This is a genomic window from Delftia deserti (assembly GCF_042653485.1).
In the GTDB taxonomy this organism is placed as follows: domain Bacteria; phylum Pseudomonadota; class Gammaproteobacteria; order Burkholderiales; family Burkholderiaceae_C; genus Comamonas; species Comamonas acidovorans.
In genome coordinates, this window is record NZ_JBHSIH010000001.1 from 2,954,898 (window position 1) to 2,979,525 (window position 24,628).

Here is a 24,628-nt window from a genome sequence, read left to right on the forward strand (position 1 = left end):
ATCACGATGACTCCCCATGCAGGCTGCGCAGCGAGGGCGCTGCCTGTGGCAGGGCTCGGGCCTTGCGGTAGGCCGGACGGCTCCACAGCCGCAGCAGGCTGGCCACGTGCCATGCGCCATGGCGCAGGCTGCGCCGGCTCGCCCGCTGACCCGCATGGACGACAGGCAATTCACCACGCCGAAGCTCTCCGCCCAGCGCGCGCAGGCGAAGGCACAGATCCACATCCTCACAATACATATAGAAACCTTCGTCAAACCCACGCAGCCGCATCCAGCTGTCCCGGCCCATCACCAGGCAGGCCGCATTCACCCATTCCACACGCTGCTCCACACGCCCGTGCAGCTTGCGTCGCAGCAAATTCCAGAAAGACGGCAGCTCCCGCTCGAAATCCTGCAGCGTGCCGTCTTCGCCGATCTGCGGTGGGTAGGCCAGGGCCCATCCCGGCCGGGCCGCCAGCGCCAGAAGCTCCTGCAGCGGCTCTTCCTGTGCTCCCCAGTACACGTCAGGATTGATCACACAGACAAATGGCTCCCGCGCATTCGCCAGCGCCCGGTTGTGGTTGCAGCCAAAACCCAGGGGCTGCGCATTGCGCCGGATCTCCAGGGCAAAAGGCCAGCCGGAAGCTGGCGCCAGAGGCTCCACCTCGGGGATGTTGAGCGTCAACACCACGCGGGACACTGGCGCCAGGCGTGCCGAAGCCAGGCATTCAAGCAGCCTCTGGATATGAGCGCCATGCCCGTGGCTCACCACGGACACGACCAACGATGAACCCATCAATGCCGCCCTTCAGATCTTCAAACTCCCGCACGGGAATCACGCGCCGCAGAAACGGCGGCACCCAGTATTCCGCTGATGGCTTTTGTCAAGCGTCAGCAGGCTTGCTGTAATGCAAAAAAATGCAACAGCCGCGCAATATGTCATTACCCGGCCATGCCATGCAGTCACTGCGGTGGCCGGGATTATGATGCGCGACAATCTGCCGCCCGGACTTCCGGGATTTTTTGCGCCCGACGTGGGCGCATCTTGCTGCCCGCTGCGGACTGGCCAAGGCCGTCTGGCGTGAATGAATACGGCCGCGGCTCCTGCTCCCAACGGAGAGATTGCCCGGCGCCCCATCTCCTATGACCACACCCATTTCCGATCCCCACGTCTACCTGCGCACCGTCGATCTGAACGAGCGCACGTCGCTGTCCGTGCTGGCCGGCCATGTCCGGGCCCAGGCGCACATACTGGATCTGGGTTGCGGCAGCGGCGCGCTGGGCGCATTTCTCGCCGAGCACAAGCAATGCGTCTGCGATGGCGTCACCCTGAGCCAGGAAGAGGCGCGCCATGCCGCGCCCTTCTACCGCCATGTCCATGTGGCCGACCTGGAGGACTGCGACCTGGACCAGCTCTTCGGCGATGCGCGCTATGACTACATCGTCTGCGCCGACGTGCTGGAGCACCTGCGCCAGCCCGAGCGCATTCTGGCGGCATGCCGCAAGCGGCTGACGCCTGAAGGCCGGCTGCTGATCTCCGTGCCCAATGCGGGCTACAGCGGCCTGGTGGCAGAACTGCTGCACGGCGAATTCCGCTACCGCGAAGAAGGCCTGCTGGATCGCACTCACCTGCGCTTTTTCACGCGGCGCTCGCTGTCGCGCTTTCTGGCCGAACAAGGCTGGCAGGTCGATGGCATCGACACCATCGAGCGGGCCCTGCCCGAATCGGAGTTCCGCGTCGCCTACGACAGCCTGCCACCGGCAGTCGCACGCCACCTGCTGGCCACGCCCGATGCACTGGCCTATCAATTCATCGCCAGTGCCGCCCCGGTGGCCCAGGCACAGGCCATCGAGCCGCCCGTGAACTATCCACAGGCACATGCCCTATTCACGGCACAGCTCTACATGGCTCGCGCTGGCCGCTATGACGAAGAAAGCAAGCTCTCCACCACCGGCATCATTGGCCAGGCACGCCAGACATTGCGCTTTGCACTGCCCGACCACAACACTTCGCTGAGCCATCTGCGCCTGGACCTTGCCGACCGGCCGGGCTTCGTGCACCTGCACCGGCTGGCCTTGCTGGATGGGCAAGGCGCCGTCGTCTGGCAATGGCGTCCCGAGGATTCGGATGCCGCCTTGCTGGGGCAACGCCCGCACCATCAGCTGGTGTGGAACGGGCCCCATCCGGCAGGTGCATTCGCGCTGATGCTGCTGCTGACCGGCGATGACCCCTGGTTCGAACTTCCCATTCCCGCAGAAACCCTGACCCCCTTGCGTGGCGCCTCGCTGGAGATCGAGATGGGATGGCCCATGTCGGCCGACTATCTGGCGCTGGCCGGGGCCGTGCAGCCGCTTGAGCGGCAGATCGCGCAGGAACGCAGCAGGGCCAATGATCTGCAGGATCAACTGCACACCCAGAACTTGGTGCATGAACAGCAACATGCGGAAACCATTAGCCGGCTGACCGATGAGCTTCAGGGGCTGAATGTTGAGATTCAGCACAAGAGTGACTCCATCAAGGGCCTTTCGCATCGCAATGCTCTGCTAGAAGAGAGCCACGCGACGCAAAGCAAGGAGCGCGCCATCTGGCAGCAGGAGGCCACCCGCGTGCAGCGGGACTTCGCACGGCTGGAACAGCACCTGCGCGACATAGAGAACTCCACCGTCTTCCGGGCCACGCGCCCCCTCGTCCACGCCAAGATGCGCATTGACCGCCTGCTGGGCCGCACGCCCGCGCCTGCCCCTGTCCAAACTCCCGTGCCACAGGCCATGCCGCCGCAGCCCGTCGATGTGATCGTGCCCGTGTACCGCGGCCTGGACGACACGCGCAACTGCATAGAGTCCGTACTGGCCAGCCCCTGCCGCACGCACTGGCAACTCGTGGTCATCAACGATGCCAGCCCCGAGCCCCAAGTCACGGCCTGGCTGCGTGAGAAGGCGGCGCAAGAGCCCCGCATCACCCTGCTGGAGAACGAGGAGAACCTGGGCTTCGTCGGCACCGTCAACCGTGGCATGGCGCTGAACACCGCCCATGACGTGCTGCTGCTCAACAGCGACACCGTGGTCGCCAATGACTGGCTGGACCGCATCCGCAAGGCTGCCTATGGCGATGCACGCATTGCCTCGGTCACGCCGTTCTCCAACAATGCCACCATCTGCAGCTACCCGCGCTTTTGCGAGGGCAACGACCTGCCGCCCGGCATGGACACCGCCGCCATCGATGCACTGTGCGCGCGCACCAATCCCGGCCAGGTGGTGGACGTGCCCACCGGCGTGGGCTTTTGCATGTACATACGCCGCGACAGCCTGAACGCCGTCGGCCTGTTCGACACCGAGCATTTCGGCAAGGGCTATGGCGAAGAAAACGACTTCTGCCAACGCGCCGCAGCCGCCGGCTGGCGCAACCTGCACCTGCTGGACACCTTCGTGCTGCACACGGGCGGCGTGAGCTTCGGAGAAAGCAAGAGCCCGCGCGAGCGTGCCGCCATGGAGACGCTGCGCCGCCTGCATCCGCGCTATGAAGCCGATGTCATGGCCTTTGTCCAAGCGGATCCCGCACGCACGGCTCGCCTGGCGCTTGATGCGGCTCGCCTGCAGGCAGACGCCGCACACCAGCCGGTGGTGCTTTCCGTCCTGCATGACCGAGCGGGCGGCACCGTTCGCCATGTGCGCGAACTGGCGCAGCACCTGCAAGGCAAGGCCCTGTTCCTGACCCTGTCTCCCGCTGCAGGCGGCGCCGTGGTGCTGCGCCGCGCCGAAGAGAAAGAAGCCTTCGAGCTGGCCTTCCGCGTCGCCGACCAGATGGAGGAACTGGTGCAGGCCCTGCGCCAGCTGGGCGTGGTGCATGTGCACTACCAGCACCTGCTGGGCCACAGCGAAGCCATCCTGGACCTTCCCGCCCGCCTGGGTGCGGCCTACGACTTCACGGCCCACGACTTCTACACCTACTGCAAGAACATCTCGCTGACCGGCATGGACAACCGCTACATCGAACCGCCACGTGCAGGAGAGTGCGGCTGCTGCGAGCCGGGAGACACCGCGCCCTACGCAGGCACCGTGGCCCAGTGGCGCCATCGCAATGCGCTGCTGCTGAACAATGCGCGCCATGTACTCGCGCCCAGCCAGGACACGGCCGGCCGGATCGCCGGCTTCGCGCCCGGCGCGCGTGTCCAGGCGGTTGCCCACACCGACCTGCCGGCACAGCTGCCGGCTCCAACAGCGCGACCATTGGCCGAGACAGCCCCGCTCAAAGTCGTGGTCTTGGGTGCCATGAGCGCCATCAAGGGCGCCGACGTGCTGGAAGCCGTGGCGCAGGAGGCCGCCAAGCGTGGCGCACCCGTAGAGTTCCACTTGCTGGGTTACGGCTACCGCAGCCTGCAGACCCAGCCGCGCGCTCGCCTGACCGTGCATGGCGGCTACAAGGAAGAGGAGCTGCCTGCGCTGCTGGAGTGGCTGCAGCCCGACCTGGCCTGGTTCCCTGCGCAATGGCCGGAGACCTATAGCTACACGCTCAGCGCGTGCCTGGCTTCTGGCCTGCCTGTCGTCGGCCCCGATATCGGTGCGTTTCCGGAACGTCTTGCCGGGCGTGAATGGTCATGGGTCCACGCCTGGGATGCCAGCCCTGCGCAATGGCTGGATTTCTTCGCCAAGGTACGTCAGGCGCATTTCATCGCCTCACAGGCACCGGAAACTCCTCCTGCGTCAGACATGCCGCAGGCGCTGGCTGGCGAAGCCTTCTATGCGCAAAGCTACCTGAAAGGCCTTCAGCCTTGCGAACAGGCCGTGCTCCAGCCCCTGCCCCAGGTTTTTCTGGCAACGCATCGCCTGCAGCGCGAAGCCCATGTGGCCAGCTCAATGGCATTGGCCGCCCTGGCACGGTTGCGCTCCATGCCAGTCCTGCGTGGCGTGGCCAGGTGCATTCCTGCGCACTGGCAGCGGCGTGTCAAGAACTGGCTGCAGGCCTGAGCCCTGGACCATGAACTCGCAGGCGCCGCCAAAATGGCGATGCCTGCGCAGTTCAGGACTTGCCCAGCAACAGCAAGATCTCGTTATTGCGCAACCAATCCTCGGGATATCGTCCCTGCAGCGCCTGCGGAACGGGCATATCCACATGGCGCCGCTCCTCGCGCAGCACCTCGAAGCCGGCCTGCCGGGCGATATCGATCAGCTCATCGGCAGTGAGTCGGTTCAGCGCCTGGTACTCCTTGAAGACAAAGCGCTTGTAACCCTCGACACCGAAATCGGCAAAGCCGAAATCCACCTCGGCAGCATCCAACGGACCTTCATGCTTGTCGATGATGCTCCATAGCTCCTCTTCCGAAGCCATCAGGTGGTGCCAAGGCACATCGTCATAGCGGCGCAGATGCGAGCCCCAGGGCGAATGGAACAGCGGCTCGATCTGCAGGAAGAACACCCCGCCAGGGCGCAGGCAGGCGTGCAGGTCGGCCAGAATCGGCAGCACCTTGTCGCGCTGCACATGCTCAAAGGTGGACCAACTGAGCAATCCATCGTAATTTGCATGGCGCCCCGCCAGTGGCGAATTGGGCACGATGGTCTCAAAGCTCAGCGCTGCAGGAATGCGCGACATGCCCAATTGCTCTCGCGCGATGCGCGGCAGCTTGGCGTATTCCTGGCGGATGTCGATGCCGTGGATGGACGTCGCACCATGGCGCAATACCAGGGCCAGATCGGTAATGCCATCGCCGCAGCCGAAATTCAGCAGCCGAGCCTTGGACAGATCCAGCGACCGACCCAGCCAATCATGCGCCAGATCTGCCGCGTAGTTGAAATGTGCACGAAACCATTCATCCGTGATCTTGCCGGCATCCCATGGCGCCAGGCCGAACAGTCTCTCCTGCAAGCGCAGCTTCCAACTCATGCAATCGTCCTCTTTGTTCTATCAAATGGCCTGGCTGCCGTTCACAGCCGTTGAAGCACATAGGCATCCTGGTGATTCCAGAAATGCACCAGTGAACGATGGCGCAAGGCATCACTGCCCCAGGTTTCGGCAATGCGCTCCAGCACGAAACGCTCCGAGGTGAAGGCCGTGCCGTACTCATTGGCATCAATGGCATTCGATTCGCTGGACGGTGCGAAGAAAAAAACCGTCATCGTCCAGTGTCACGCTATCGAAATCCGCAGCCTTCACGCCATGGGTGCTGAACACCAGCAGACCACCCGGCGCCACCGCATCACGCAGCACCTGCAGCCATCGTGTCCAGGTCGAGCGCGGCAGATGGCTGAACAGCGACAGCACGAACACCAGCTCGTACTGCTGAGGCCAGCGTACCTGCTCCGGCACGCTGGCCGACGCAAAGCCCTGCACACCGAAGGTCTGCTTGGAAAAGTCCACGGCATCGATCACGATGTCCGAGACCGTGACCCGTTCCGCACCCAGCGCCTTGACCAGGTGCCGTGTGAAGCGGCCATGGCCGCTGGCGAACTCCAGCACGCTGGCCGTGCGCAGCAAGGGCTTGTCCACTGCCTCCAGCAGCAGCATCAGCTCCGACAGCGTGCGCCAACCATCAGCGAAGTAGTCGCGCAGCGGATTGCGGCTGGAGGGATGTCCACGGAAGAAGCCAAAGATATCGTCCTGTGGCGAGATCCTGCACTCAAGCCCCATGATGTTGGAGAACGAGCCCACAAGGCCATGGGTCTCTATCAGCTCATGAGCCTGCAGCAGCGCATCGTTTTCGCTTCGTGCGCGAAGCAGTACCTGGGCAGCGCCAGCCCTGTCTCCCTGCTCCAGCAGTTGGCTGGCTTCTTTCAGCAGACGTTGCCCTTCGCTCAAATCCGTGGGCAGAGAACTCGTTGTATTCATTGAACTATCCGGGGAGAGTTGTGTGCAAAGGCCGAAAAACCGTCTTCAGCTCACCAGGCGCCGCAGCGGGGGAAGCGAAAAAAGCGCCAGCGATGTCACCGCAGACAGCGCAAACACCAGCAGCGTCATCAAAGGCCAGTAACTGCCGGCTTGTGCAAGGCCATAGCCCCAACGCGCCAGCATATCGATCCAGAAGGGGTGAATGGCATAGATACCCAAAGTGGCCTTGCCCAGGTGGTTGACCCAGGCCGGCACCCTGTGCGCGGGAAAGCGAAGTGCCAGCAAGAAAACGCAGAAGGTCAGCACCATCGCAAAAGGGCTGCGATTGCTGTAGAAGAGCACGAAGGCCCACTCCTTGAGCGCCGGGTAAAGCAACGCCACACCCCCTGCCATGCCCGCAATCGCCAGGATCACGCCCAGCCACAATTGCCATGACGCCAGGCGCACCGGGCGCCTGAGCAGATAGTAGCCACCGAGGAAATAGACGATAAACAGGGGAGCAAGCCCGATGAAGCTGGCATGCGAGGTCTTCTGCAGCGTCTGTGCGATGGAGACAAACCACGTCATGCCCGCTGCCACGGCCAAGAGATGGCGCCATCCCGGACCATCCCCCACGCCCAGCACCGCATAGCGCATGGCAGGCATCATCAGGTACAGGCCCAGCATCATGTACATGAACCACAGGTGGTACCAGGGACTGCCCAGCACCACATCCTGCACGATGCCCGCCCAGGTCATTCCGCCCCACATCCACTGGCGCCAAGCGAAATAGAACACCGACCAGAACAGCAGCGCCGGCAGCAGCCGGGACAGGCGTTGGCCTACCATGCCCCAGGGATCACGTTCGGCAGGCCGCGCCAACAGCACCGCCCCGCCCACCATCACAAACATGGAACTGCCCAGGCGCCCGGCCGCGTCTCCGATATTGGCAACCCACCAACCCAGGCTGTGCACGTCGACCTGCGACACCCGCAGCACCGCCGTATGCACCATGATCACGCCGAACGATGCCAGTACCTTGAGCAGATTCAAGCGTGGATCAACACCCGACCTGGCCTCGCCAGCGGGCGGCGCCTGCTGCTGCAATCGTGCCGACTCCTGCGCCATCGTTCAGTTCCAGTGATGAGGAAGGCGCACCAATCCGGGCAGCGGCTTTGGGAAGATGAAGCGCAGATGCAGGAACTGGAACCACTCGTCATAGACGGCAAGACCTGTCTCATCGAACAGGAAGGCACTGATCACATAGTCGCCGCTGTGCAGAGGCAGTTCGGGGAAGGTCAATACCGTCTGCCAGGTTCCATCAGGCAATTGCCGCGGAAAAGCGCCATCTTCGTGGGTGGCCAGGGAGGTGATTCCCACGCCCTTGGACTGCTCGATCATGAAGCCTATGTGCGGGCGCTCCTCCCCGCGTCCGCGCGCCGTGATGGTCACCACCAGATCCTGGCTCTGCAGCAGGCCAGGCTGATCGCCCTCAGGCTCGGCCAGATCCTTCACATCCACCGACAGGATGCAGGCCGTGCCGCTGTCAACGGCAGCCACGGGCCCCGATGGCGGAGCCTCTGCCTCATGCGCCCTGGCCTGCCCACGCCCGCCTGCCCCCTCGGATGCAGCAGCACCTTCCAGCGCTTGCTGCTCGCGCTCCTGGCGCTCGCGTGTGTGCATATCGTAGGCAGCAAGCACCTGCTCGGTGTCGCCGAACTGTGCCACCTGCCCCCCACGCAGCCACAGTGCAGCGTCACAGAGATGGCGGATGTGGTAAGGACTGTGGGAGCAGAACAGGATGGTGCAGCCGCTGTTGCGGAAGGCCATGATGCGTTCTATGCATTTCTTCTGGAAATGCTGGTCGCCCACGGCCAATGCTTCATCGATGATCAGCACATCGGGTTGCACCGCCGTCACCAGCGCAAACGCCAGGCGCACGGTCATGCCCGAGGAATAGGTCTTGACCGGGCGCTCCATCGCCTCGCCCAGCTCGGCGAAGGCCGCGATCTCGGGCTCCAGCTCGCGCATGCGCTCGGGGCTGATGCCGATCAGGCTGCCGCCGAAATACAGATTGTCCCGGCCGCTGAAATCAGGATGGAACCCGGCGCCCAGCTCCAGAATGGCCGTCACCCGGCCCACGCGTTCGATCGTTCCGCAACTCGGCTGCAAGGTACCTGCCAACAGCTTGAGCAGCGAACTCTTGCCTGCACCGTTGTCGCCAATCACGCCAATGCACTGGCCGCGGTGCAGTTCGAACGACACATCGCGCAGCGCCCAATGGCTGCGGTGCGTGGCGGTTCCCGTCAGCAGCGCCTTGAACCGCGCGCGCGGCGACGGGTATAGCTTGTATTCCTTGCCCAGGTCGCGCACGCGCAAAACCAGGTCTTCGGGCAGCTCGACATGCTTGGCGTTCATAGCCAGTCCACCAATTGATCGCGGCTGCGCCGCACCAGGCCGTTCAGGAGCACGGCCAGCACCAGCAGCCAGGCGCCCAGGGCCACCCACACCGCGGGCTGGGGCCACAGGCCCTGCAGCAGCACATTCTGGTAGCCCAGCACCAGCGCCGTCATGGGATTGGCCCAGAGCACCCAGCGCCAACGCTCTGGGAACAGCGTGAGCGGGAACAGGATGGGCGACAGGTAAATGCCCACCGACAGCAGGAAGGTCACCAACTGCCCCACATCGCGCAGCGCCGCCGTGAGGATGGCCAGCGCATAGGCCAGCAGCGCGCACAGCAGCAACTGGCCCAGCAGCAGCGGCGCCAGGGCCAGCATCGAGGTGTTCAATCCATGCTGGGGCAGATAGGCCAGTGCCACCAGCACCAGCAAGGGCCCGAAGATCACGCTGCTGGCCAGTACGGCCCGCATGGGAAACAGTACGGGTGGCAACGCGTTCTTCTGCAGAATGCCTCCCGCCTCGATCAGGCTGTTCATGCCACGTGCCGTGGCATCGCAGAACGCCATCCAGGGCAAGGCGCCCACGACCAGGAACGCGCCCACAGCATGCGTGGGCGCGTTGTCGCCCAGGCGCATGGAGAACACCACGTCGAACACGAGATAGTAGGCAGCCACCGTGAGCAGGGGCTGCAGATAGGGCCAGAGCACGCCTGCGGCCGTGCCCGCATGGCGAGCCGCCACCTCGCGCCGGGTCATCACCCACAGCAGGCTGCGTGCCTGCCACAGCGCGCGGCATTCGCCGAATAAAGAGTACATGCGTTGTTATGCGACAAGTGCCGCCCACGTCGCATGGCGACGCAGCGGCACTTCGTTCATGCCAAACCCGGCATTTTCGCGCAAGACGCCGGGTCTGTGCCTGCCTTTATGGGGCTGTCCAGGCAAAGAGTGTCAGTTTTTGCTGCCTGTGCGAGCAACGCAGCTTCACTCGATCGCGCAAGACGGGACTGCAGCAGTCCTGCCCCAATGGCTTCAGGGCTTTTTCACGCTTTCGCTGAAGCTGCGAATGGCCTCGGTATGCGGCTTGGCCGCTGCGCGCAGCTTGTCGGCCTCGGCAGTGATGGCGTCCTGCGCTGCCTTGTCCTGCACTTCAGCCAGCAACTGTTCGCGCACCTCCAGATACGGCTTGGTGCCGGCGGGCTTGCGGCCTTCCAGGCGCAGGATATGGTAGCCGAACTGGGTCTTGACCAAGTCGCTGAGCGCGCCGGGCTTGTCCAGCGCAAAGGCCACCTTGTCGAACTCGGGCACCATGCGGCCCCGGCTGAAATAACCCAGATCACCTCCCTTGGCGCCGCTGCCCTTGTCGGCGGAATTCGCCTTGGCCAGTTCAGCGAAGTCGGCACCTGTCTTGAGCTGCGCCAGCAGTTCCTCGGCCTTTGCCTTGGACTCCGGGGCATCGCCGGCAACCAGAATGTGGCGCACCTGCACCTGCTCGGCCAGCTCGAAGCGCTCGGGCTTGGCGTTGTAGAGGCTGCGGGCCTGGGCCTCGGCCACCTGGGCGGGCAGGCGGCTGCGCTCGCGCAACTGCTCTATCCAGGCATCCGACAGCACCTTGTCGCGCGCCAGGCGCAGCACGGCCTGCACTTCGGGCGTCTTGCCCAGGCCCTGCTTTTCGGCATCATCTGCCAGGGCACGGCGCACATAGAGATTCGAGACGATCTGCTGCACCTGCTGCGGCTGGGACAGGATCACGGTGCGCACATCCTCAGGCATGCGCTGGGCATCGGCATTGACATCGGCCGTGGTGATGCGGGTGGCAGGGCCGTCCATCAGCAGCCTGGCCTCGTCGGCCCGGGCCGGCACACTGGCCAGGCCACCGGCCGCCAGGGCCAGTGCCAGGTACACGCGCGACAGGGGAAAAGCAGAAGTCTTGGTCACTTGCATAGTTGGCGTCTTCTCGTCGGTACAAATAAAAAAAGCGGGACTTTCGTCCCGCTTTTTTGAGTGCTACTTAGGCTTTAAGTTGCTTGCTCACGCAAACAAATTAACGCACATAGCGGTGGGGCCAGGTGATGCCGTAGGTGCCCGAGAAGCCTGCGCCAGCGCTGGGGTTGGTCAGCTTGATGAAGGCGGAACCCAGGATAGGCAGACCGTTGCTGTTGTTGGTCGTGGAGATGTTGGCCCAGCCGCGCTTGGAAATGGGGTTCTTGATGCCTTGGAAGGCAACGGAAGCACCCAGCACCGACACGTCGGATTGAGCCACGCCGAACTTCAGCACGCTGGTTTCGCCGCAGAACGAAGTCTTGGAGGCAGGAGCGGGCGACAGATCGAAGTCATCAGACTTTTCTTCTTCTTCGCGGCCATAGGTCACGATGCTGTTGGCGTCCACGCAGATACGTGCGTCACCACGGGCGGTAGCTGCATCCAGCTTAGCATTGCCAGTGTAGAAGAACTCCTTCGTTCCAGCACCAGCACCCTTGATGCCAGACGTGAACACAGTCTTTGCAGCTGCAGATGCTTCGCTGGTGTATGCCAATGCCACGCTGTAACGGCGTGTAGGCATGGAGAACACCCAATCAGTCTTACCATTGATGCTGACATCGTTGGCGTACTGGTTGATCACGTTCTTTGTGGCCAGTGCGCGCGTCAGAGCCTGAGCTTGCGCAGGTGCGGTCACCTTAACGGCTGGCGTAGCAGTGTTCACCAGGTAAGGCGTCGACATGTCCGGCAGATCGTTCAGGTTAGCAATGATGAACGGCTCGTCCGATGTACCCAGACCAGCAACCGCGCCAACGTCGTCCTTGGTCAGGCCAATGTTGCCAGCAGCAAACTTCAGCAGCAGAGGATCTGCCGTGGTGTCGTTCACGGTCACTCCGCCTTCGGTAGCAGCGCTGGACTTTTGCTGGAACACAACGAAGTTGCCACGGGCAGCAGCGCCATCTTCAGTCGTAGCCGTCACAGCGGTAGCAGCACCGGAGAACGTGGTGGTCTGCGGCACGTTCATGATGTACCAGTCAGCCATCAGGCCGGTGGTAGGAGTGGTCATGCCTTGCTTGGCAATTTCAACTTCATCTTTGTACTCGCCGTTCAGCAGCACTTCCTTCAGCACGGTTGTGTCGCAGGCAGCAACGCCAGAACCGTTGTGCTTGATGGTCTTGTACAGAGCGGAATCGTCGTCAAAACCCGGTGCAGCGTAGGTCGAGCTGTTCTTCTTCGGAATGTCAGCCATGTTGAAGATTTCAACATAGCCTTCACGCGTACCGTTGGCAGCAGCTTCAGCCGACAGCTTGGGGTTCAGGCGGCCGGTGGTGGAGTTGAAATAGCCAGCGGTGCCAGCGCCAGTACGTGCGGGCACGCTGCTGAAGCTTTCATCCAGAGCCACGGGACGCGAACGCAGAGCGGGCAGCGTGCAGGTGTTGTCGAAGGTCGTCAGTTGCAGGCGGCCATCAGGACCTTGGGCCACGGCAGCGGTCCACACGTCCTGGGGCGACAGCAGGACTTGGAAGTCCAGCAGGTCGTCAGAGTTGGCGGCGCCACGGAAACGCACCTTCACGGCCTTGCCGTTTTCGGTGTCGGTGTTCACCAGGTGCAGCACGGTCATGTTGCCGTTCTGAGCATTGAAGTAAGGCACGACCAGGTTGTGGCCCGTACCGCCTTCGGTCACTTGGAACTTCGTGGCATTGGTGACGCCGATGCCGGTCGAACGGTCAGCGGCAACCTTGCCTTGAACGACGTCAGCCGAAGCCACGCCGGCGAAGCCCAGGCCACCAACCATGGCAGCAATGCTCAGGGCCAGAACATTTTTCTTCATAAGAACTATCTCCAGTAAAAAAGATAAGGTAGTTGCAACCACCACGATTGATCGCCGGGGAATCGTAGCACAGCCAGTTACGCCCCTATATGGCTTTTTCAGGGCATCCAAGTGCTGTTTTGCGAAAAAAACAACACCCAACTGGCCAGCTGCGTACAGGGACGGCGAATTATCCCAGACATTTGCTCACAAGGGTAGCTGAACTTACTCCATGAACAGCCACCACTGGCCGTCCTCGCTGACCCAGGTTTCATAGATGCTCAGAGGCACCTCGGCATCGCCCATCATGGGGACCTTGGTCCTGTAGTTGCGCAGCACCTGGCAGCGGGTTTCCTCGCACTTGGCGGAGACCAGGTCCCCGCCCCTGAGCACGGTGGCGGCGCCTTGCTCCAGGCGGAAGCGCTCCTGGTTCTTGACGGCGCGGTAGGAAGGCGCCAGCAAGGCGTAGGCCTTGTCCACTTCACCGGCCTGGCGTGCCTTCAGGTAGGCGGCAGAGCGCTGGGTCACCTGGGCCTCGGGGCTCTGGTCCTGTGCGCCGGTGGTGGCACAGCCTGCCAGGACTGCGGCGCAGGCCAGGCCGGCGCCCCATTGCAGCCAGCGCGAACGCGCGGCCAGAGGAAAAGGGAATGTCGAGTGCTTCATGCGGTTTTTCTCTCCGGAAAAAGGGGAATTGGAGGCCTGGGGCGCTCAAATGTTCCTGATTGATTGCTCATCAATACTCAAGGTACGGCAGGTGTGAGCGGCCCCACTTCCACGGAACTCGGCGCCTTGAGTATGGGAGCGAGCGCTCGCATTCGTTCACGCAGGTCTTCACTGACCTCACGCACGTCAATATCCGTGCGCACCACACGCGGGGTGATGATGACCAGCAATTCGGTGCGCCGCCCCGAATTGGTGCTGGACCCGAACAGGTTGCCGACCACGGGCAAATCATGCAGGAACGGAACGCCGTTACGGCTGTTGCTATTTGTCTCCTGAATCAAGCCCCCCATGACGATGGATTCGCCAGAGCGCACCGCCACTCGACTGGAAAGCTGCCGCTGCAGGAAGGCTGTTTGCTTCGTGATCGTGTCCTCGCTACCCACATCGGTGACCTGCTGATTGACCGTCATGGTGACAAGGTTGCCGGCGTTGACCGAAGGCGTGACCTGCAGGTTCACGCCGGTATCCTTGTACTGATAGGAATTGGTGGTCGTGCTGCCCACCGTCGCGCTGGTGGAGGTCTCGCCGGATCGGTAGGGCTGCTGCGTGCCCACGGCAATGGCGGCCGTGTGATTGTCCAGCACCATGAGCGTGGGGCTTGCCACCACTTTGACATTGGTCTTGGTTGACAGCGCGTTGAGCGTGGCACGGACTCTGCCGGCAGAGGATCTCACCGTGTAGTTGAAACCCATGCCCAGTGCATCGCCCAGCGTGGATGACTCGTTGCCCTTCTGCCCGAACAGCGTACCCGTCCCGTCAGCGTGGCTGTTGTGTATCCCGCCATTGAATGCCCATTGCAGGCCGAACTCCAGCCCGTCATTGAGTGTGACCTCGACGATGCTGGCCTCGATCAGCACCTGGGTCGGTGGCAGGTCCAGCTTCTTGAGCGTGGCTTCGATGCGTTCGAACTCCGCTGGAGTACCCCAGACCAGCACCGTGTTGTTGAGCTCGTCGGCCATGACACGGATACTGCCCAGGTTGGCACCGACAGCACCCTGGCTGCCTGGCTGCCCCATCGCCCCCGACTGCCCAAAGCCCGTATTGCTGCCCACGCGCTGGCCGGAACCGAAGCCGCTATTGCCAAAGCCACTTCCTCCGAAGCCGCTATTGCCAAAACCGCTATTGCCGAAGCCGCTATTGCCGAACCCGCTGTTCCCGAACCCGCTATTGCCAAAGCCGCTGTTACCGAAACCGCTATTGCCAAAGCTGCTGTTTCCGAAGCCACTGCCACCGGTGGAAGTGCCCAACCCCGGAGCCACACCGCTGTTGGCAGTAGTCCCTGCCATGGCTCCGCCAAAAATGCCCGCCAGCACGCCCGCCAGATGGCGGGCATTGCCGTTTTGCACGCGATAGATGTTCAACTGGGGCTGGGAACCACCAGAACCAGGCTGATCCAGCTTGGCAATCCATCGCCGTGCTTCGTCCAGATAGGCGGCGCGCGGCGTGATCACCAGGATGCTGTTGAGGCGCTCGATGGGCATGATGCGCAGGGCACCAAACAAGGGATTGCCCTCGGTCAGACCCGCGGCGGCGCCTGCCGCCGCCCCCGCTCCACCGGCAATCGCACCGGCACCGACAGCGCCTGGGCGCACTGCGCTTGCTGCCCCTGGTGCCACACCCGGCGCAGCTGCGCCGCCAGCCCCTGCCCCGCCATTCATGATCTGCAGTGCAGCGCTGACTTCCTGGATGGAAACGTACTTCAGGGGGAAGACCCCCACAGACATGCCTTCCAGCAGGTTGACGTCAAAGGTCCGAACCATGTCAAGCCAGCCCTCGGCCTGGGCACGCGACCCGGCCATGACCAGCAGGTTGCGAATGTTGTCCACGCGCAGGATGGCATCGCCGGGAACCATGGGGCGCAGGATGGCGGCCATCTCGTTGGCGCCGATGTACTGCAGCGGCACGATGATGGTGCCGTAGCCCGGCGCCAGAGGCTTGTCTGACACGGCCTGGCGCACGGTGGCGCCGATGCTCTTGAGCGCATCGACCCGGCCCACATGGTAGGTGCCACGCGCATCGCGCACCATGGCCAGGCCATTGGCCTGCAGTGCGGTTTCGAGCAGATTGAGCGCCTGGTCTGCAGGAATGGTGCTGCGCGTGCTCAGCGTGATGTTGCCCGTGATGGGGGGGTGCAGCACGTAGTCGAGCGACAGGATGTCCCCCAGCACGGTGCGCACCACCTGCGACAGCGGGGCATCCTCGAAATTGAGCTTGACGGGCTTGCCCTCCACGGCCGGGAAGCTTTTGGCCTCACCCAGCAGCTTGCCGGTGCCGTCCAGGATGCGGGGCTTGGCACTGTCCGCACTTTCGGACTTCTTGCCTTTTGCCGCATCCGCATCATCGTCCGGCAGGAATACATAGTCCGACTGCCGGGTGTCTTCGCGGAAGTGGCTGACGAAGTTGTTCTTGGCAGGCTGCGCGCAGGCCAGCAGCAACTGGCACACGGCAAGTGCCAATGCGGTTCGGATAGGTCGATTAGTCAGTTGCATAAGATGTGTTCGGTGAGTTCTTTCAGTTGCGGCGGCGGGGCAGATTGGGGCCTCCACCCAGGGAGGCCTCTCCTCCCGCACCCGGCCGGGGCGGCTCGGGGCGTTCAGCGGCAGCGTTGTTGTTCGAGCCACCGTCAGGGGCGGCGCCGGACGCGCCAGCAGAAGGCCGCGGCAAGCGTGCACCCGCAGGCAATGCAGGGGCCTTGTCCAGCGCAGCCTTGGTCAAAGTGAGAGAGCGGCGTGTTTCCCCGCGTCCGATCTCGATTCCGCGGCCCTGGATGCTCAGCAGCTTCCAGCCATCCAGGGTTTGGTTGAGCATCAGGCGCTGCTCCTTGCCGCCATAGACGATGATGGCGCCGGAGACGCTTCCATCGAAAAGGCCTGTCACCTTGGCCTGGGACCATTGATCCTGCTCGGGGGGTGGTTCCGCATCCACTTTTTTCGGCGGGGGTGGAGGCGGCGGCGGGCGGCGGCTCATCGCAAACAGCGGCCGCTCCTGCATTTGCAGCAGTTGGCGATCATCCTCTGCGTCAGGCGCTTTCCTGGATGGCTGCGGCTGCAGCAGTGACTCGATATCCGCCTTGATGGCCAGCGGCGGCTGCCAGCGGCTGTCTCTGATCTCACCCTGAGGAGTGAGCCATGCCCATGCCAGCGCACCGCACATTGCCACCTGGGCGCCAGCAAGACTCCAGCCCAGCCAATTGATGGGGTGCTTCACGATGTCTTGCTCCGGAGAATGCTGAAGGTGAGCTGGGCACTGAACTTGGGCGCCGCTTTCGTGTCGTTGGTCTGAAGAGATCCCATGAGGTTGATTTCAACGTTGTCCAGCCAGACGGTGGGACTGATGTCCTTCAAGGACAGCAGCCCCATCTGCATGGCTGGCCAGTCGCCCTCGACGGTAGTGACGACATCGATGCGCTCGAAAGGCCCTTCTTCGGGATTCGGCCGCACCTGGCTGCTGACCACCGTCAGACCAGCGCGGTCAAGGGCCGAGCGCAGGCTTTGCTGCACGATGTTGCCCGTCTGCGTGGCATCGTTCTCGCCCGGATAGACATGGCGGGCCTTGACGCTGCCTATGCGCTCCAGCATCTGCTGTATTTCCTCCTCCTGGGCCTGCAGACCCAGCAGGCGCGCATAGCGCGGCTCCAGGGTATCGAGTTGCTCCTGGGCCCATTGGTGACGCTCATTCACCCAAAAAGCCAGCAGAACCACGGGCACCAGCACCAATACAACAGGCACAGCCAGCAGCGCCAGCTGGCGCAACGACAGTTTTGCACTAGTGCTCATGCGCCCTCCTTTGCGGAGGCTGGAGCATTGGGAGCATCAGCATCCGAAGGCTTGTTTTCTGCATCAGCGTCGGCTGCAGTCGCAGCCGGGGCCGCATACAGCCCCAGAACCGCAGGATCAATCACGGCCTCCAGAGTGAAGCTCTCCTTGTTGGAGCGAGTGGGCCTCGTGACCGCACTGGGCAGCCGTACCTCACTGAAGCCCGCTTGCTTGGACAGCGCGGATACGACATCGGATGCGTTGTCGCTCAGCCCCACGATGGTGAGTTTGTTGCCAGCGAACTTGATCCGCTGCACAGCCGTGTCGTCCGGCAGCAGCTCCGTCAGCAGAGCCAATACGCGCAGATGGTCAACCTGCTGCTGCTGGCGCGTCAGCAGGTCTGCGACGCTCTGCGATTCGTCCACCGCCGCCTGGCGCTTGGCCACGACTTCGGAAGATGCCTGGGAAAGCCGCTTGAACTGATCGCTGGCATCCAGGGCCCTCAACCGCAACTGCAGGGTGGGAGTGACTGCCAGCGCAATGGCCAAGGCGATGGCGCCCGCCAGGCCCAGCAGCATCCACATGCGCTGGCGCGCCTCACGGCCGAAACGGCGTGACTCGCCAAATCCCTGGAGCAGTACGGGGCTGGACAGCGATGAGGCCCAGACCTCCGGAGCCATGCCCTGGGGCAGGCGCTCAGCCTGTTCCTGCAGCACTTTGGCGACCAGATCCTGCGATGTGATCACCACATCAACCTGTTGCATGCCTGCAGAGTCAGACCCGGAATCAGGCCGCAGCGCATAGCCCCAAAGCGTTTGCACAGCAGAAAAGGGCGACATGGTCTGCACGTCCAGCGCCACCGCACTGTGCAGCGCCTGCGGCGACAGGCGAGGCAGCCGCAGCGTACGCGCCAGCACCAGGTCTGGCGACAGCAGCACGCCGGCATAGGCAGCAGATGGAGAAACATCTCCTTGCGCCGCATCCGACAAGGTCAGTGAATTGCCACGCACCCAGGCTGCATGCATCTGCCGCTGACCTGTACCGTCTGCGCCGATGAGCTGCATGCGTGCAGCAGGCAGACAGCGGCGCAGCCATGGCAATTGGGTCAATTGCTGCCAAGCATCGCGAAATTGCCCACCCAGTGAACTCAGATCGAGGCCGAAAAATTTGGCATCAGATGTCAGCAAGGCCATGCATCCCGCCGTTGTTGTAATAGTTGAGCCATAGTCGTCAGTTCCTTTTGATTGCCGCGCCGCATCAGGCCTACATGCGTCCGACCCAGGCTTGGGAAGCCGAAAAAATAACCCAAGGCAACCGCCTGTTTGCCGTGCCGCCTTGCACATCGACCTGCCGCACCAGCCTCACGCCACTCCCTCCGCCAAAAGGCACCTTCGCCACCAGGCTGTAGCGTGAGCTTATGGTGGTCTGCCGAAAGGCAGCAACGCCGTCCGCGCGTTCAAGCCACGGTTGCAATTGCGCAGGAGCGGCAGCAGGATTGATGCTGGAGCGCGCACTGACATCGGCCACGACAAAATCCCGCAAGCGGGAGTAGATGTCATAGGTCATGCCCGGGACTTGGAGCAAGTCCTCCGGCGACTCCCAGGCAGGACGCAACACCCGCCTTTGCCCATCGCCGGTGCGTGCCTGGACGATGGCCTGGGCAAGCACCTCTGCAGGCCCTTGCCCCAAGCCCGCCACCTGGGTGAGCAAGGCCGACAAAAGCGTAGACGATGCACCATTGATGTTCACCAGGCCGCTCCACGGAATGATATCCACCTCGACAACCGCGCCCCCGAGCGAGACGGGAACGACGCTGAACTCCCGGAAGTCGGCGGGCTTGACCGCCATCCGTTGCAGCACCTGATAGATGGCTGTTTCTCCCAGTGCGCGCCCTTGCGCCAATTGCCGTGTCACCCCGCCCACAGCCGCCTCCTGGCGAACGACGCCGCCCAGGCTGCTGGCAAAAATCGCCAAGGCAGCCACGATCCAGAGCACCAGAATCAGGGCCATGCCCTGCTGTGTGCGAGCCTTCTGGGCGGTAAGGATTTTATTTCTGCTCAAAAGCTGCGCCCCCCTCCAAGGCTGGCCTCGTCGTCCACGCGTTGGGGATTCGATGCAGCCGGAGTCCTCATGGCAACCACCATCATCGGCCATACCCCCGACGCCGACTGCAACTCGATTTGCACGGCAGACGGCAGTTCCTTTTCGTTGTCCTTTTCGGGTCCCCATTGCGGCTGCCAATGTGCCACGCCCAGCTTGGCGTTCTGGTAACGCAAGGCAAAACCCGTGACACCGCGATCGATCACGTAGGACTGGCTCTGCCCCCAGTCGGGCATGACATCGGGCCCTTGCCAGGGTGCGAACCGCAGCACCAGGGCATCGCCTTCGACGGAAAGCTGGAAGTGGGTACGACCGCCCATGCCGAAGCGGGCGGGCATGATGCCCAGCCAGCGCATGCCTTGCGGGCCACCTTCGAAAAACAGTTCGCTCTCGCCTTGCTTGCGCAGGCCCGCCTGCCGTCTCACGGCAGAGACCTGGCCCAGAACCGAGCGCAGGAAGGCAATGGACACCCGCTGGTGGTCCATGCGATCCAGCCGTGCGTCGACGCGCTCCTGGGTCTGGGACACCGTGGACATGGCCGAGGCCAGCCCCAGCATGAGCAGGGACAGCAAAGCCATGACCACCAGCAGCTCCACCAGCGTGAAGCCGCGCTGCCTGGCCGAAGCCGAATGCTTGACGCCGGACACGCTCATCGCGTCACCTCACCCGGCTGCAATGGTCGCTGCGGACGCAGGGTTTCAAAGACCCAGCTGCGATTTTCGGCAGAGATGGTGATGCGCAAGGCATGCAGGGGGACGGCGGTCTCAGGCAAGTCGCTTGCCGGGAAAGGCGCCGAAGCCACTTGCCAGGCATAGATGCCATCCTGGCCCGAAGCCTGGGTGCCGCCGGGATCGACCATGGGGAAAGCATCCATCAGCGAATCGGCCAGCAGGGCCACGCCCTGGTTTTGCTCCAGCTTGGCCACGCCGCGTGCAGAGCCGCCGACAGCCCGGTAAATGAGCGCCAGGGAGATGGCCATGATGGACAGCGCCACCAACAGCTCCAGCAAGGTCATGCCCCGCACCCTGGGGCGGGAAGCGGCGCGCCGACGCATTACAGGGCCTCTTTGGTGACTTGGCCGGAAAGCCAGTCCACACGCAGACGCACGCCACCACCGCTTTGCGCACGGGCGAGCGAAATGCTGCCCCCCGTGGCGCCGCCTTCGGGCAGAAAGACGATGGTCTGGCTGCCATCGGCCAGCGCCATGCCGGCTGCCGTGGTCAGTTGCACCGTCAGGCTGTCGGGCAGCCTGGCCGCGGCCTGTCCGGCGATGCCGTACTGCCTGCTATTCGTATTGACAGCGAATGCCACGGGCATGCCCTGCAGCGTGGCCTGCTGGCGCGCCTTGCGCAGCAGGGCCGTCACGTCCTGCACCGTCTGCCGATAGTCCACGGCATCGCGCAGCTTGCCCATGGCAGGCGGCACGATGCCGATGATGGCGCCAAGAATGGCGAACACCACCAGCAGCTCGATCAGCGTGAAACCCTGGGCGCGCTTCAAGACTCATCCTTGGCGAGACGGAATGGCAACGGTTGCGGCAGCTGTTCTGGACAGCTGATTACTTGGTGTTGCGAATATCGGAAGCCTCGCCCTCGCCGCCAGGCGCACCATCGGAGCCCAGCGAGAGGATTTCGAGGTCACCGTTGGCGGCGGGATAGGTGTAGCGGTAGGCGTTGTTCCAGGGATCATTGGGCACGCCGCCCCTGAGGTAGGGGCCCGCCCAGCCGGCAACGCCGGCAGGCTGCTTGACCAGCGCGTCCAGGCCCTGCTGCGAGGTGGGATAGCGGCCCACGTCGAGCTTGTACAGCTCCAGCGCCTTTTCGATGTCGGCGATCTGCACGCCGGCCGTCTTGGTCTTTGCTCCACCCAACTGGTTCAGCACCTTGGGGCCGACCAGGCCGGCCAGCAGGGTCAGGATGGCCAGCACGACCAGCAGTTCGATCAGCGTGAAGCCACGCTTGCGGGCGCGGGAGGACAGTTGCTTTTGCATGCGCATCATCTTCTACATACCTTTCAGACAATTCAGATTCATCAGACGGCCAGATCGTTGACGGACAGGATTCCGAGCAGGATCGACACGATGATGGAGGCGATAAGGATACCGAGGACCAGGATCAGCGCCGGCTCCAGCATGGTCAGGAGGCGTTTGATCGCGTTTTCGACCTCGCGGTTCAATATGTTGGACAGCTCCAGCATCATGTCGCCCAGGCGGCCGGTTTCCTCCCCCACCCGCACCAGATTCAGGGCCAGGGGCTCGAATTCTCCGGTTTTCTGGGCGGCATGGGCCATGCGATGGCCTTCCTTGACCATGGGACCCATTTTTTCCAGGCGCTCGCGGATGGCGACATTGGAGACCGTGTCGCTGGCAATGCGCAGCGCCGTCAGCAGCGTGACGCCGTTGCCCAGCAGCGTGCCCAGCGAACGGCTGAACAGGGTGAGCTGGTACTTGCGCACCACGCCACCCAGGCCCGGCAGGCCCAGCAGCCATGATTGCCAGGTCTGGCGGCCCTTGGGGCTCTTGGCCCAGCGGGAAAAGACCCAGCCCAGCGCGCCCAGCACGATGAACACCGCCCAGCCGTAGCTGCGGAATGCATGGCCCAGCCCCATCACGAATTGCGTGGGAAGGGGCAGCGCGTCGCCCATGTCGTTGAAGAGCTGCTCGAACTGCGGCACTACGAAGCCCAGCATGGCCACCAGGGACAGCACGGCCACGCCCAGCAGGATGGCGGGATAGATGGTGGCCGAGACCACGCTGTCGCGCAGGGCACGCTGACGCGCCATGTGCTCCACCAGCCGGTTGAGTACGCCCGACATCTGGCCGCTGGCCTCGCCCGAGCGCACCATGTTGATATAGAAGTCGCCGAACAGGTCGTGGTGCTTGCCCAGGGCCTGGCTCAGCGGCATGCCGGCCTTGACGCTGTCGAGCACGGACTGGAGCATGGCCTGCATCTGCACCTTGTGGCTCATCTCGACCAGGACCTTGAGCGCATTGTCCAGCGACAGCCCGGCCCGCATCATGATGGCCAGCTCGGTGGTCATGCCCTGGATGTCGTCGGCCTTGATGCGGCCCTTCTTGAGCGCGCGCACCGCCAGCGGCACGTTGCCCAGGCTTGCGGCTTCCTCGACCTTGATGGGCGACAGCCGGCTCTTGCGCAGGTGCACCACCACCTCGGCCACGGCCGCAGCGGAAAAAGTGCCCTTGACCATCTGGCCGCGGCTGTCCACGGCCTCCCAGCTGTAATCAGGCATCGCTCTGGTCCTGGGTCACGCGCAGCACTTCGTCCAGCGTGGTGGCGCCCGAGGCCACCTTGCGCAGGCCGTCGTCGTAGAGGCTCAGCATGCCGCTCTTGGCCGCCATGGCATGCAGGGCGTTGGCGTCCTGGCCTTCGATGATGGCGCGGCGCAGCGGCTCGTCGATGACCATGAGTTCATGGATGCCGGTACGGCCCTTGTAGCCCGTGCCCCGGCAATGCTCGCAGCCGACGGCACGGTAGATGGGCGAGCCCTCGCGCAGAAAGCGCTTGAGGCCGCTGCCCTCGACGGCGGCAGCCGGCAGCGTGTCAGGCTGCTTGCAATGCGAGCACAGCGTGCGCACCAGGCGCTGGGCCAGCACGCCATTGACCGAGGAGGTGATCAGGTAGCTTTCCACCCCCATGTCGCGCATGCGGGTGACGGCGCCTGCGGCCGTGTTGGTGTGCAGCGTGGAAAGCACCAGGTGGCCTGTCAGCGCGGACTGCACGGCGATCTGAGCGGTTTCTCCGTCGCGCATTTCGCCGATCATGATGATGTCCGGGTCCTGGCGCAGGATGGAGCGCAGGGCGTTGGCAAAGGTCAGGTCGATCTGCGGATGGACCTGGATCTGGTTGATGCCGTCGAGCTGGTACTCGACCGGATCCTCGACGGTGATGATCTTGTTGGAAACCGCGTCGATCTTGGACAGGGCCGCGTACAGCGTGGTGGTCTTGCCCGAGCCTGTCGGTCCCGTGACCAGCACGATGCCGTGCGGCTTGGCCAGCAAGGTGTTGAAACGCTCCAGCGTATCGGCCTCGAAGCCCATGCTTTCCAGGCGCAGGCGCACGTTGGCGCGGTCCAGCACCCGCATGACGATGCTCTCGCCGTGCACCGTGGGTGCGGTGGAGACACGCAGGTCCAGTTCGCGGCCCTTGGCGCGGGTCTTGATGCGGCCGTCCTGCGGCAGGCGGCGCTCGGCAATGTCCAGATGGGCCAGCAGCTTGACGCGCGAGCCAACGGCGGCGCTCAGGCGCGACGGCACGAGTTCGGCCGCATGGATCACGCCGTCCATGCGGTAGCGCACCTGCAGGCCGGCCTCGAAGGGTTCGAGGTGGATGTCGGAGGCGTGCAGCTCGATGGCGCGGGAAATGATGCCCGTGACCAGGCGGATGACCGGCGCCTCGCTGGCCAGGTCCTTCAGATGCTCTACGAAGTCGCCGCCCGTGGCGTCCGACTCCCAGTCCTGGCCTTCTTCGCCTTCAGGCTCCTGGCCGGCCTCGGACAGGGCCTTGCGGATGTCGGCTTCCAGCGCCAGCACGGGCCTGATCTGCAACCCGGTGGCAAGGCGCAGCGCCTTGGTGATGAAGGGGTCCTGCGGCACGGACATGGCCACTTCGAGCACGCCTTCCTGCAGCGAAATGGGGCAGACGCACTGCGCATCCAGAAAACTGGGCAGCAGGCCCGGCACATCGGGCAGCAGGTCGGGGAATTCTTCGGCGCGCAGCCAGCGCATGTGCAGCTGCTCGGACAGGGCCTGGGCCACGTCGGTTTCCGCCACCACGCCCAGCTGGACCAGGACCTGGCCCAGGTAGCCGCCCAGCTCCTGCTGCGCCTGCAGGGCGTTTTGCAGATCGCGCTCGTTCAGCTTGCCGGCGGAAAGCAGGCGTTCGCCCAGCCGCCCCTTGATCGGGGCTTCGACACCGGCAATCGGTTCCATGACGTGATTGGTGGAAGACATTGCCGCGGATTATCCACTGTCGCCGCATCCCCCGCGAAAGGCGTCCCATGCGGCGTCCACGGTCGCCGCATTCCTGTCATCAACTGTTACGCACCGGCCAGGCCGGCAAGATGCTGC

22 protein-coding genes are annotated in these 24,628 nt (G+C 63.6%); 1 reads left to right on the top strand and 21 read right to left on the bottom strand.

What is annotated here, in order from left to right; genetic code table 11:
- Position 1: 1 nt before the first annotated feature.
- Positions 2-775 carry a glycosyltransferase family 2 protein gene (locus ACFPFG_RS14400; protein ID WP_183020186.1) on the bottom strand — a complete coding sequence of 258 codons (774 nt, stop codon included), beginning with the start codon at positions 773-775 and terminating at the stop codon, positions 2-4.
- Between the two features lie 347 nt (positions 776-1,122).
- On the opposite strand from ACFPFG_RS14400, the gene ACFPFG_RS14405 reads away from it, so the two are divergent.
- Positions 1,123-4,944 carry a methyltransferase domain-containing protein gene (locus ACFPFG_RS14405; protein WP_380107128.1) on the top strand — a complete coding sequence of 1,274 codons (3,822 nt, stop codon included), beginning with the start codon at positions 1,123-1,125 and terminating at the stop codon, positions 4,942-4,944.
- Positions 4,945-4,996: 52 nt separating this feature from the next.
- On the opposite strand, the gene ACFPFG_RS14410 is transcribed toward ACFPFG_RS14405, so the two are convergent.
- The 20 genes from ACFPFG_RS14410 to gspE all read right to left on the bottom strand — a co-directional run bounded on the left by ACFPFG_RS14410 (position 4,997) and on the right by gspE (position 24,490).
- Positions 4,997-5,857 carry an SAM-dependent methyltransferase gene (locus ACFPFG_RS14410; protein WP_380107130.1) on the bottom strand — a complete coding sequence of 287 codons (861 nt, stop codon included), beginning with the start codon at positions 5,855-5,857 and terminating at the stop codon, positions 4,997-4,999.
- 41 nt (positions 5,858-5,898) lie between these two features.
- Positions 5,899-6,090: a hypothetical protein gene (locus ACFPFG_RS14415; RefSeq protein WP_380107132.1), complete on the bottom strand. Its 192-nt coding sequence runs from the start codon at positions 6,088-6,090 to the stop codon at positions 5,899-5,901.
- Positions 6,044-6,799 (bottom strand): class I SAM-dependent methyltransferase, encoded by a 756-nt coding sequence (locus ACFPFG_RS14420; protein WP_380107134.1) that lies wholly within the window; start codon positions 6,797-6,799, stop codon positions 6,044-6,046. The genes ACFPFG_RS14415 and ACFPFG_RS14420 overlap by 47 nt, the downstream gene beginning before the upstream one ends.
- 45 nt (positions 6,800-6,844) lie before the next feature.
- Complete coding sequence (locus ACFPFG_RS14425; RefSeq protein ID WP_183020182.1) at positions 6,845-7,906, bottom strand: acyltransferase; 1,062 nt, start codon at positions 7,904-7,906, stop codon at positions 6,845-6,847.
- Positions 7,907-7,909: 3 nt separating this feature from the next.
- Positions 7,910-9,196 (bottom strand): ABC transporter ATP-binding protein, encoded by a 1,287-nt coding sequence (locus ACFPFG_RS14430; protein ID WP_312371279.1) that lies wholly within the window; start codon positions 9,194-9,196, stop codon positions 7,910-7,912.
- Positions 9,193-9,993 (bottom strand): ABC transporter permease, encoded by an 801-nt coding sequence (locus ACFPFG_RS14435; protein ID WP_183020180.1) that lies wholly within the window; start codon positions 9,991-9,993, stop codon positions 9,193-9,195. The genes ACFPFG_RS14430 and ACFPFG_RS14435 overlap by 4 nt, the downstream gene beginning before the upstream one ends.
- Before the next feature lie 213 nt (positions 9,994-10,206).
- Positions 10,207-11,118, bottom strand: a complete 912-nt coding sequence (locus ACFPFG_RS14440; RefSeq protein ID WP_380107138.1) for a peptidylprolyl isomerase — start codon at positions 11,116-11,118, stop codon at positions 10,207-10,209.
- A gap of 100 nt (positions 11,119-11,218) precedes the next feature.
- Positions 11,219-12,985: a cell surface protein gene (locus ACFPFG_RS14445; RefSeq protein ID WP_380107140.1), complete on the bottom strand. Its 1,767-nt coding sequence runs from the start codon at positions 12,983-12,985 to the stop codon at positions 11,219-11,221.
- Between the two features lie 204 nt (positions 12,986-13,189).
- Complete coding sequence (locus tag ACFPFG_RS14450) at positions 13,190-13,627, bottom strand: hypothetical protein (RefSeq protein WP_183020177.1); 438 nt, start codon at positions 13,625-13,627, stop codon at positions 13,190-13,192.
- A gap of 77 nt (positions 13,628-13,704) precedes the next feature.
- Positions 13,705-16,176, bottom strand: coding sequence for a type II secretion system secretin GspD (gene gspD / locus ACFPFG_RS14455; RefSeq protein WP_380107142.1), 2,472 nt, complete (start codon positions 16,174-16,176; stop codon positions 13,705-13,707).
- A gap of 22 nt (positions 16,177-16,198) precedes the next feature.
- On the bottom strand, positions 16,199-16,840 hold the full coding sequence (locus tag ACFPFG_RS14460; protein ID WP_380107144.1) for a hypothetical protein: 642 nt from the start codon (positions 16,838-16,840) through the stop codon (positions 16,199-16,201).
- Positions 16,841-16,890: 50 nt separating this feature from the next.
- Positions 16,891-17,463: a type II secretion system protein GspM gene (gene gspM / locus ACFPFG_RS14465; RefSeq protein WP_183020174.1), complete on the bottom strand. Its 573-nt coding sequence runs from the start codon at positions 17,461-17,463 to the stop codon at positions 16,891-16,893.
- The gene (locus ACFPFG_RS14470; protein WP_312371262.1) at positions 17,460-18,635 is read right to left on the bottom strand and encodes a PilN domain-containing protein; all 1,176 of its coding nucleotides are present in this window, start codon (positions 18,633-18,635) and stop codon (positions 17,460-17,462) included. Before ACFPFG_RS14470 ends, gspM begins: the two co-directional genes overlap by 4 nt.
- A gap of 70 nt (positions 18,636-18,705) precedes the next feature.
- Positions 18,706-19,452 (bottom strand): type II secretion system minor pseudopilin GspK, encoded by a 747-nt coding sequence (locus ACFPFG_RS14475; RefSeq protein ID WP_380107147.1) that lies wholly within the window; start codon positions 19,450-19,452, stop codon positions 18,706-18,708.
- A 47-nt stretch (positions 19,453-19,499) separates the two neighbouring features.
- Complete coding sequence (locus ACFPFG_RS14480; RefSeq protein WP_183020171.1) at positions 19,500-20,195, bottom strand: prepilin-type N-terminal cleavage/methylation domain-containing protein; 696 nt, start codon at positions 20,193-20,195, stop codon at positions 19,500-19,502.
- Positions 20,192-20,596, bottom strand: coding sequence for a type II secretion system protein (locus ACFPFG_RS14485; RefSeq protein ID WP_197953383.1), 405 nt, complete (start codon positions 20,594-20,596; stop codon positions 20,192-20,194). Before ACFPFG_RS14485 ends, ACFPFG_RS14480 begins: the two co-directional genes overlap by 4 nt.
- Complete coding sequence (locus ACFPFG_RS14490) at positions 20,596-21,042, bottom strand: GspH/FimT family pseudopilin (RefSeq protein WP_183020169.1); 447 nt, start codon at positions 21,040-21,042, stop codon at positions 20,596-20,598. The genes ACFPFG_RS14485 and ACFPFG_RS14490 overlap by 1 nt, the downstream gene beginning before the upstream one ends.
- 58 nt (positions 21,043-21,100) lie before the next feature.
- A complete protein-coding gene (gene gspG / locus ACFPFG_RS14495; RefSeq protein WP_183020168.1) occupies positions 21,101-21,541 on the bottom strand; it encodes a type II secretion system major pseudopilin GspG in 441 nt (146 codons plus the stop codon).
- Positions 21,542-21,573: 32 nt separating this feature from the next.
- Complete coding sequence (locus tag ACFPFG_RS14500) at positions 21,574-22,791, bottom strand: type II secretion system F family protein (protein ID WP_183020167.1); 1,218 nt, start codon at positions 22,789-22,791, stop codon at positions 21,574-21,576.
- Positions 22,784-24,490: a type II secretion system ATPase GspE gene (gene gspE / locus ACFPFG_RS14505; RefSeq protein WP_183020222.1), complete on the bottom strand. Its 1,707-nt coding sequence runs from the start codon at positions 24,488-24,490 to the stop codon at positions 22,784-22,786. Before gspE ends, ACFPFG_RS14500 begins: the two co-directional genes overlap by 8 nt.
- Positions 24,491-24,628 lie beyond the last annotated feature (138 nt).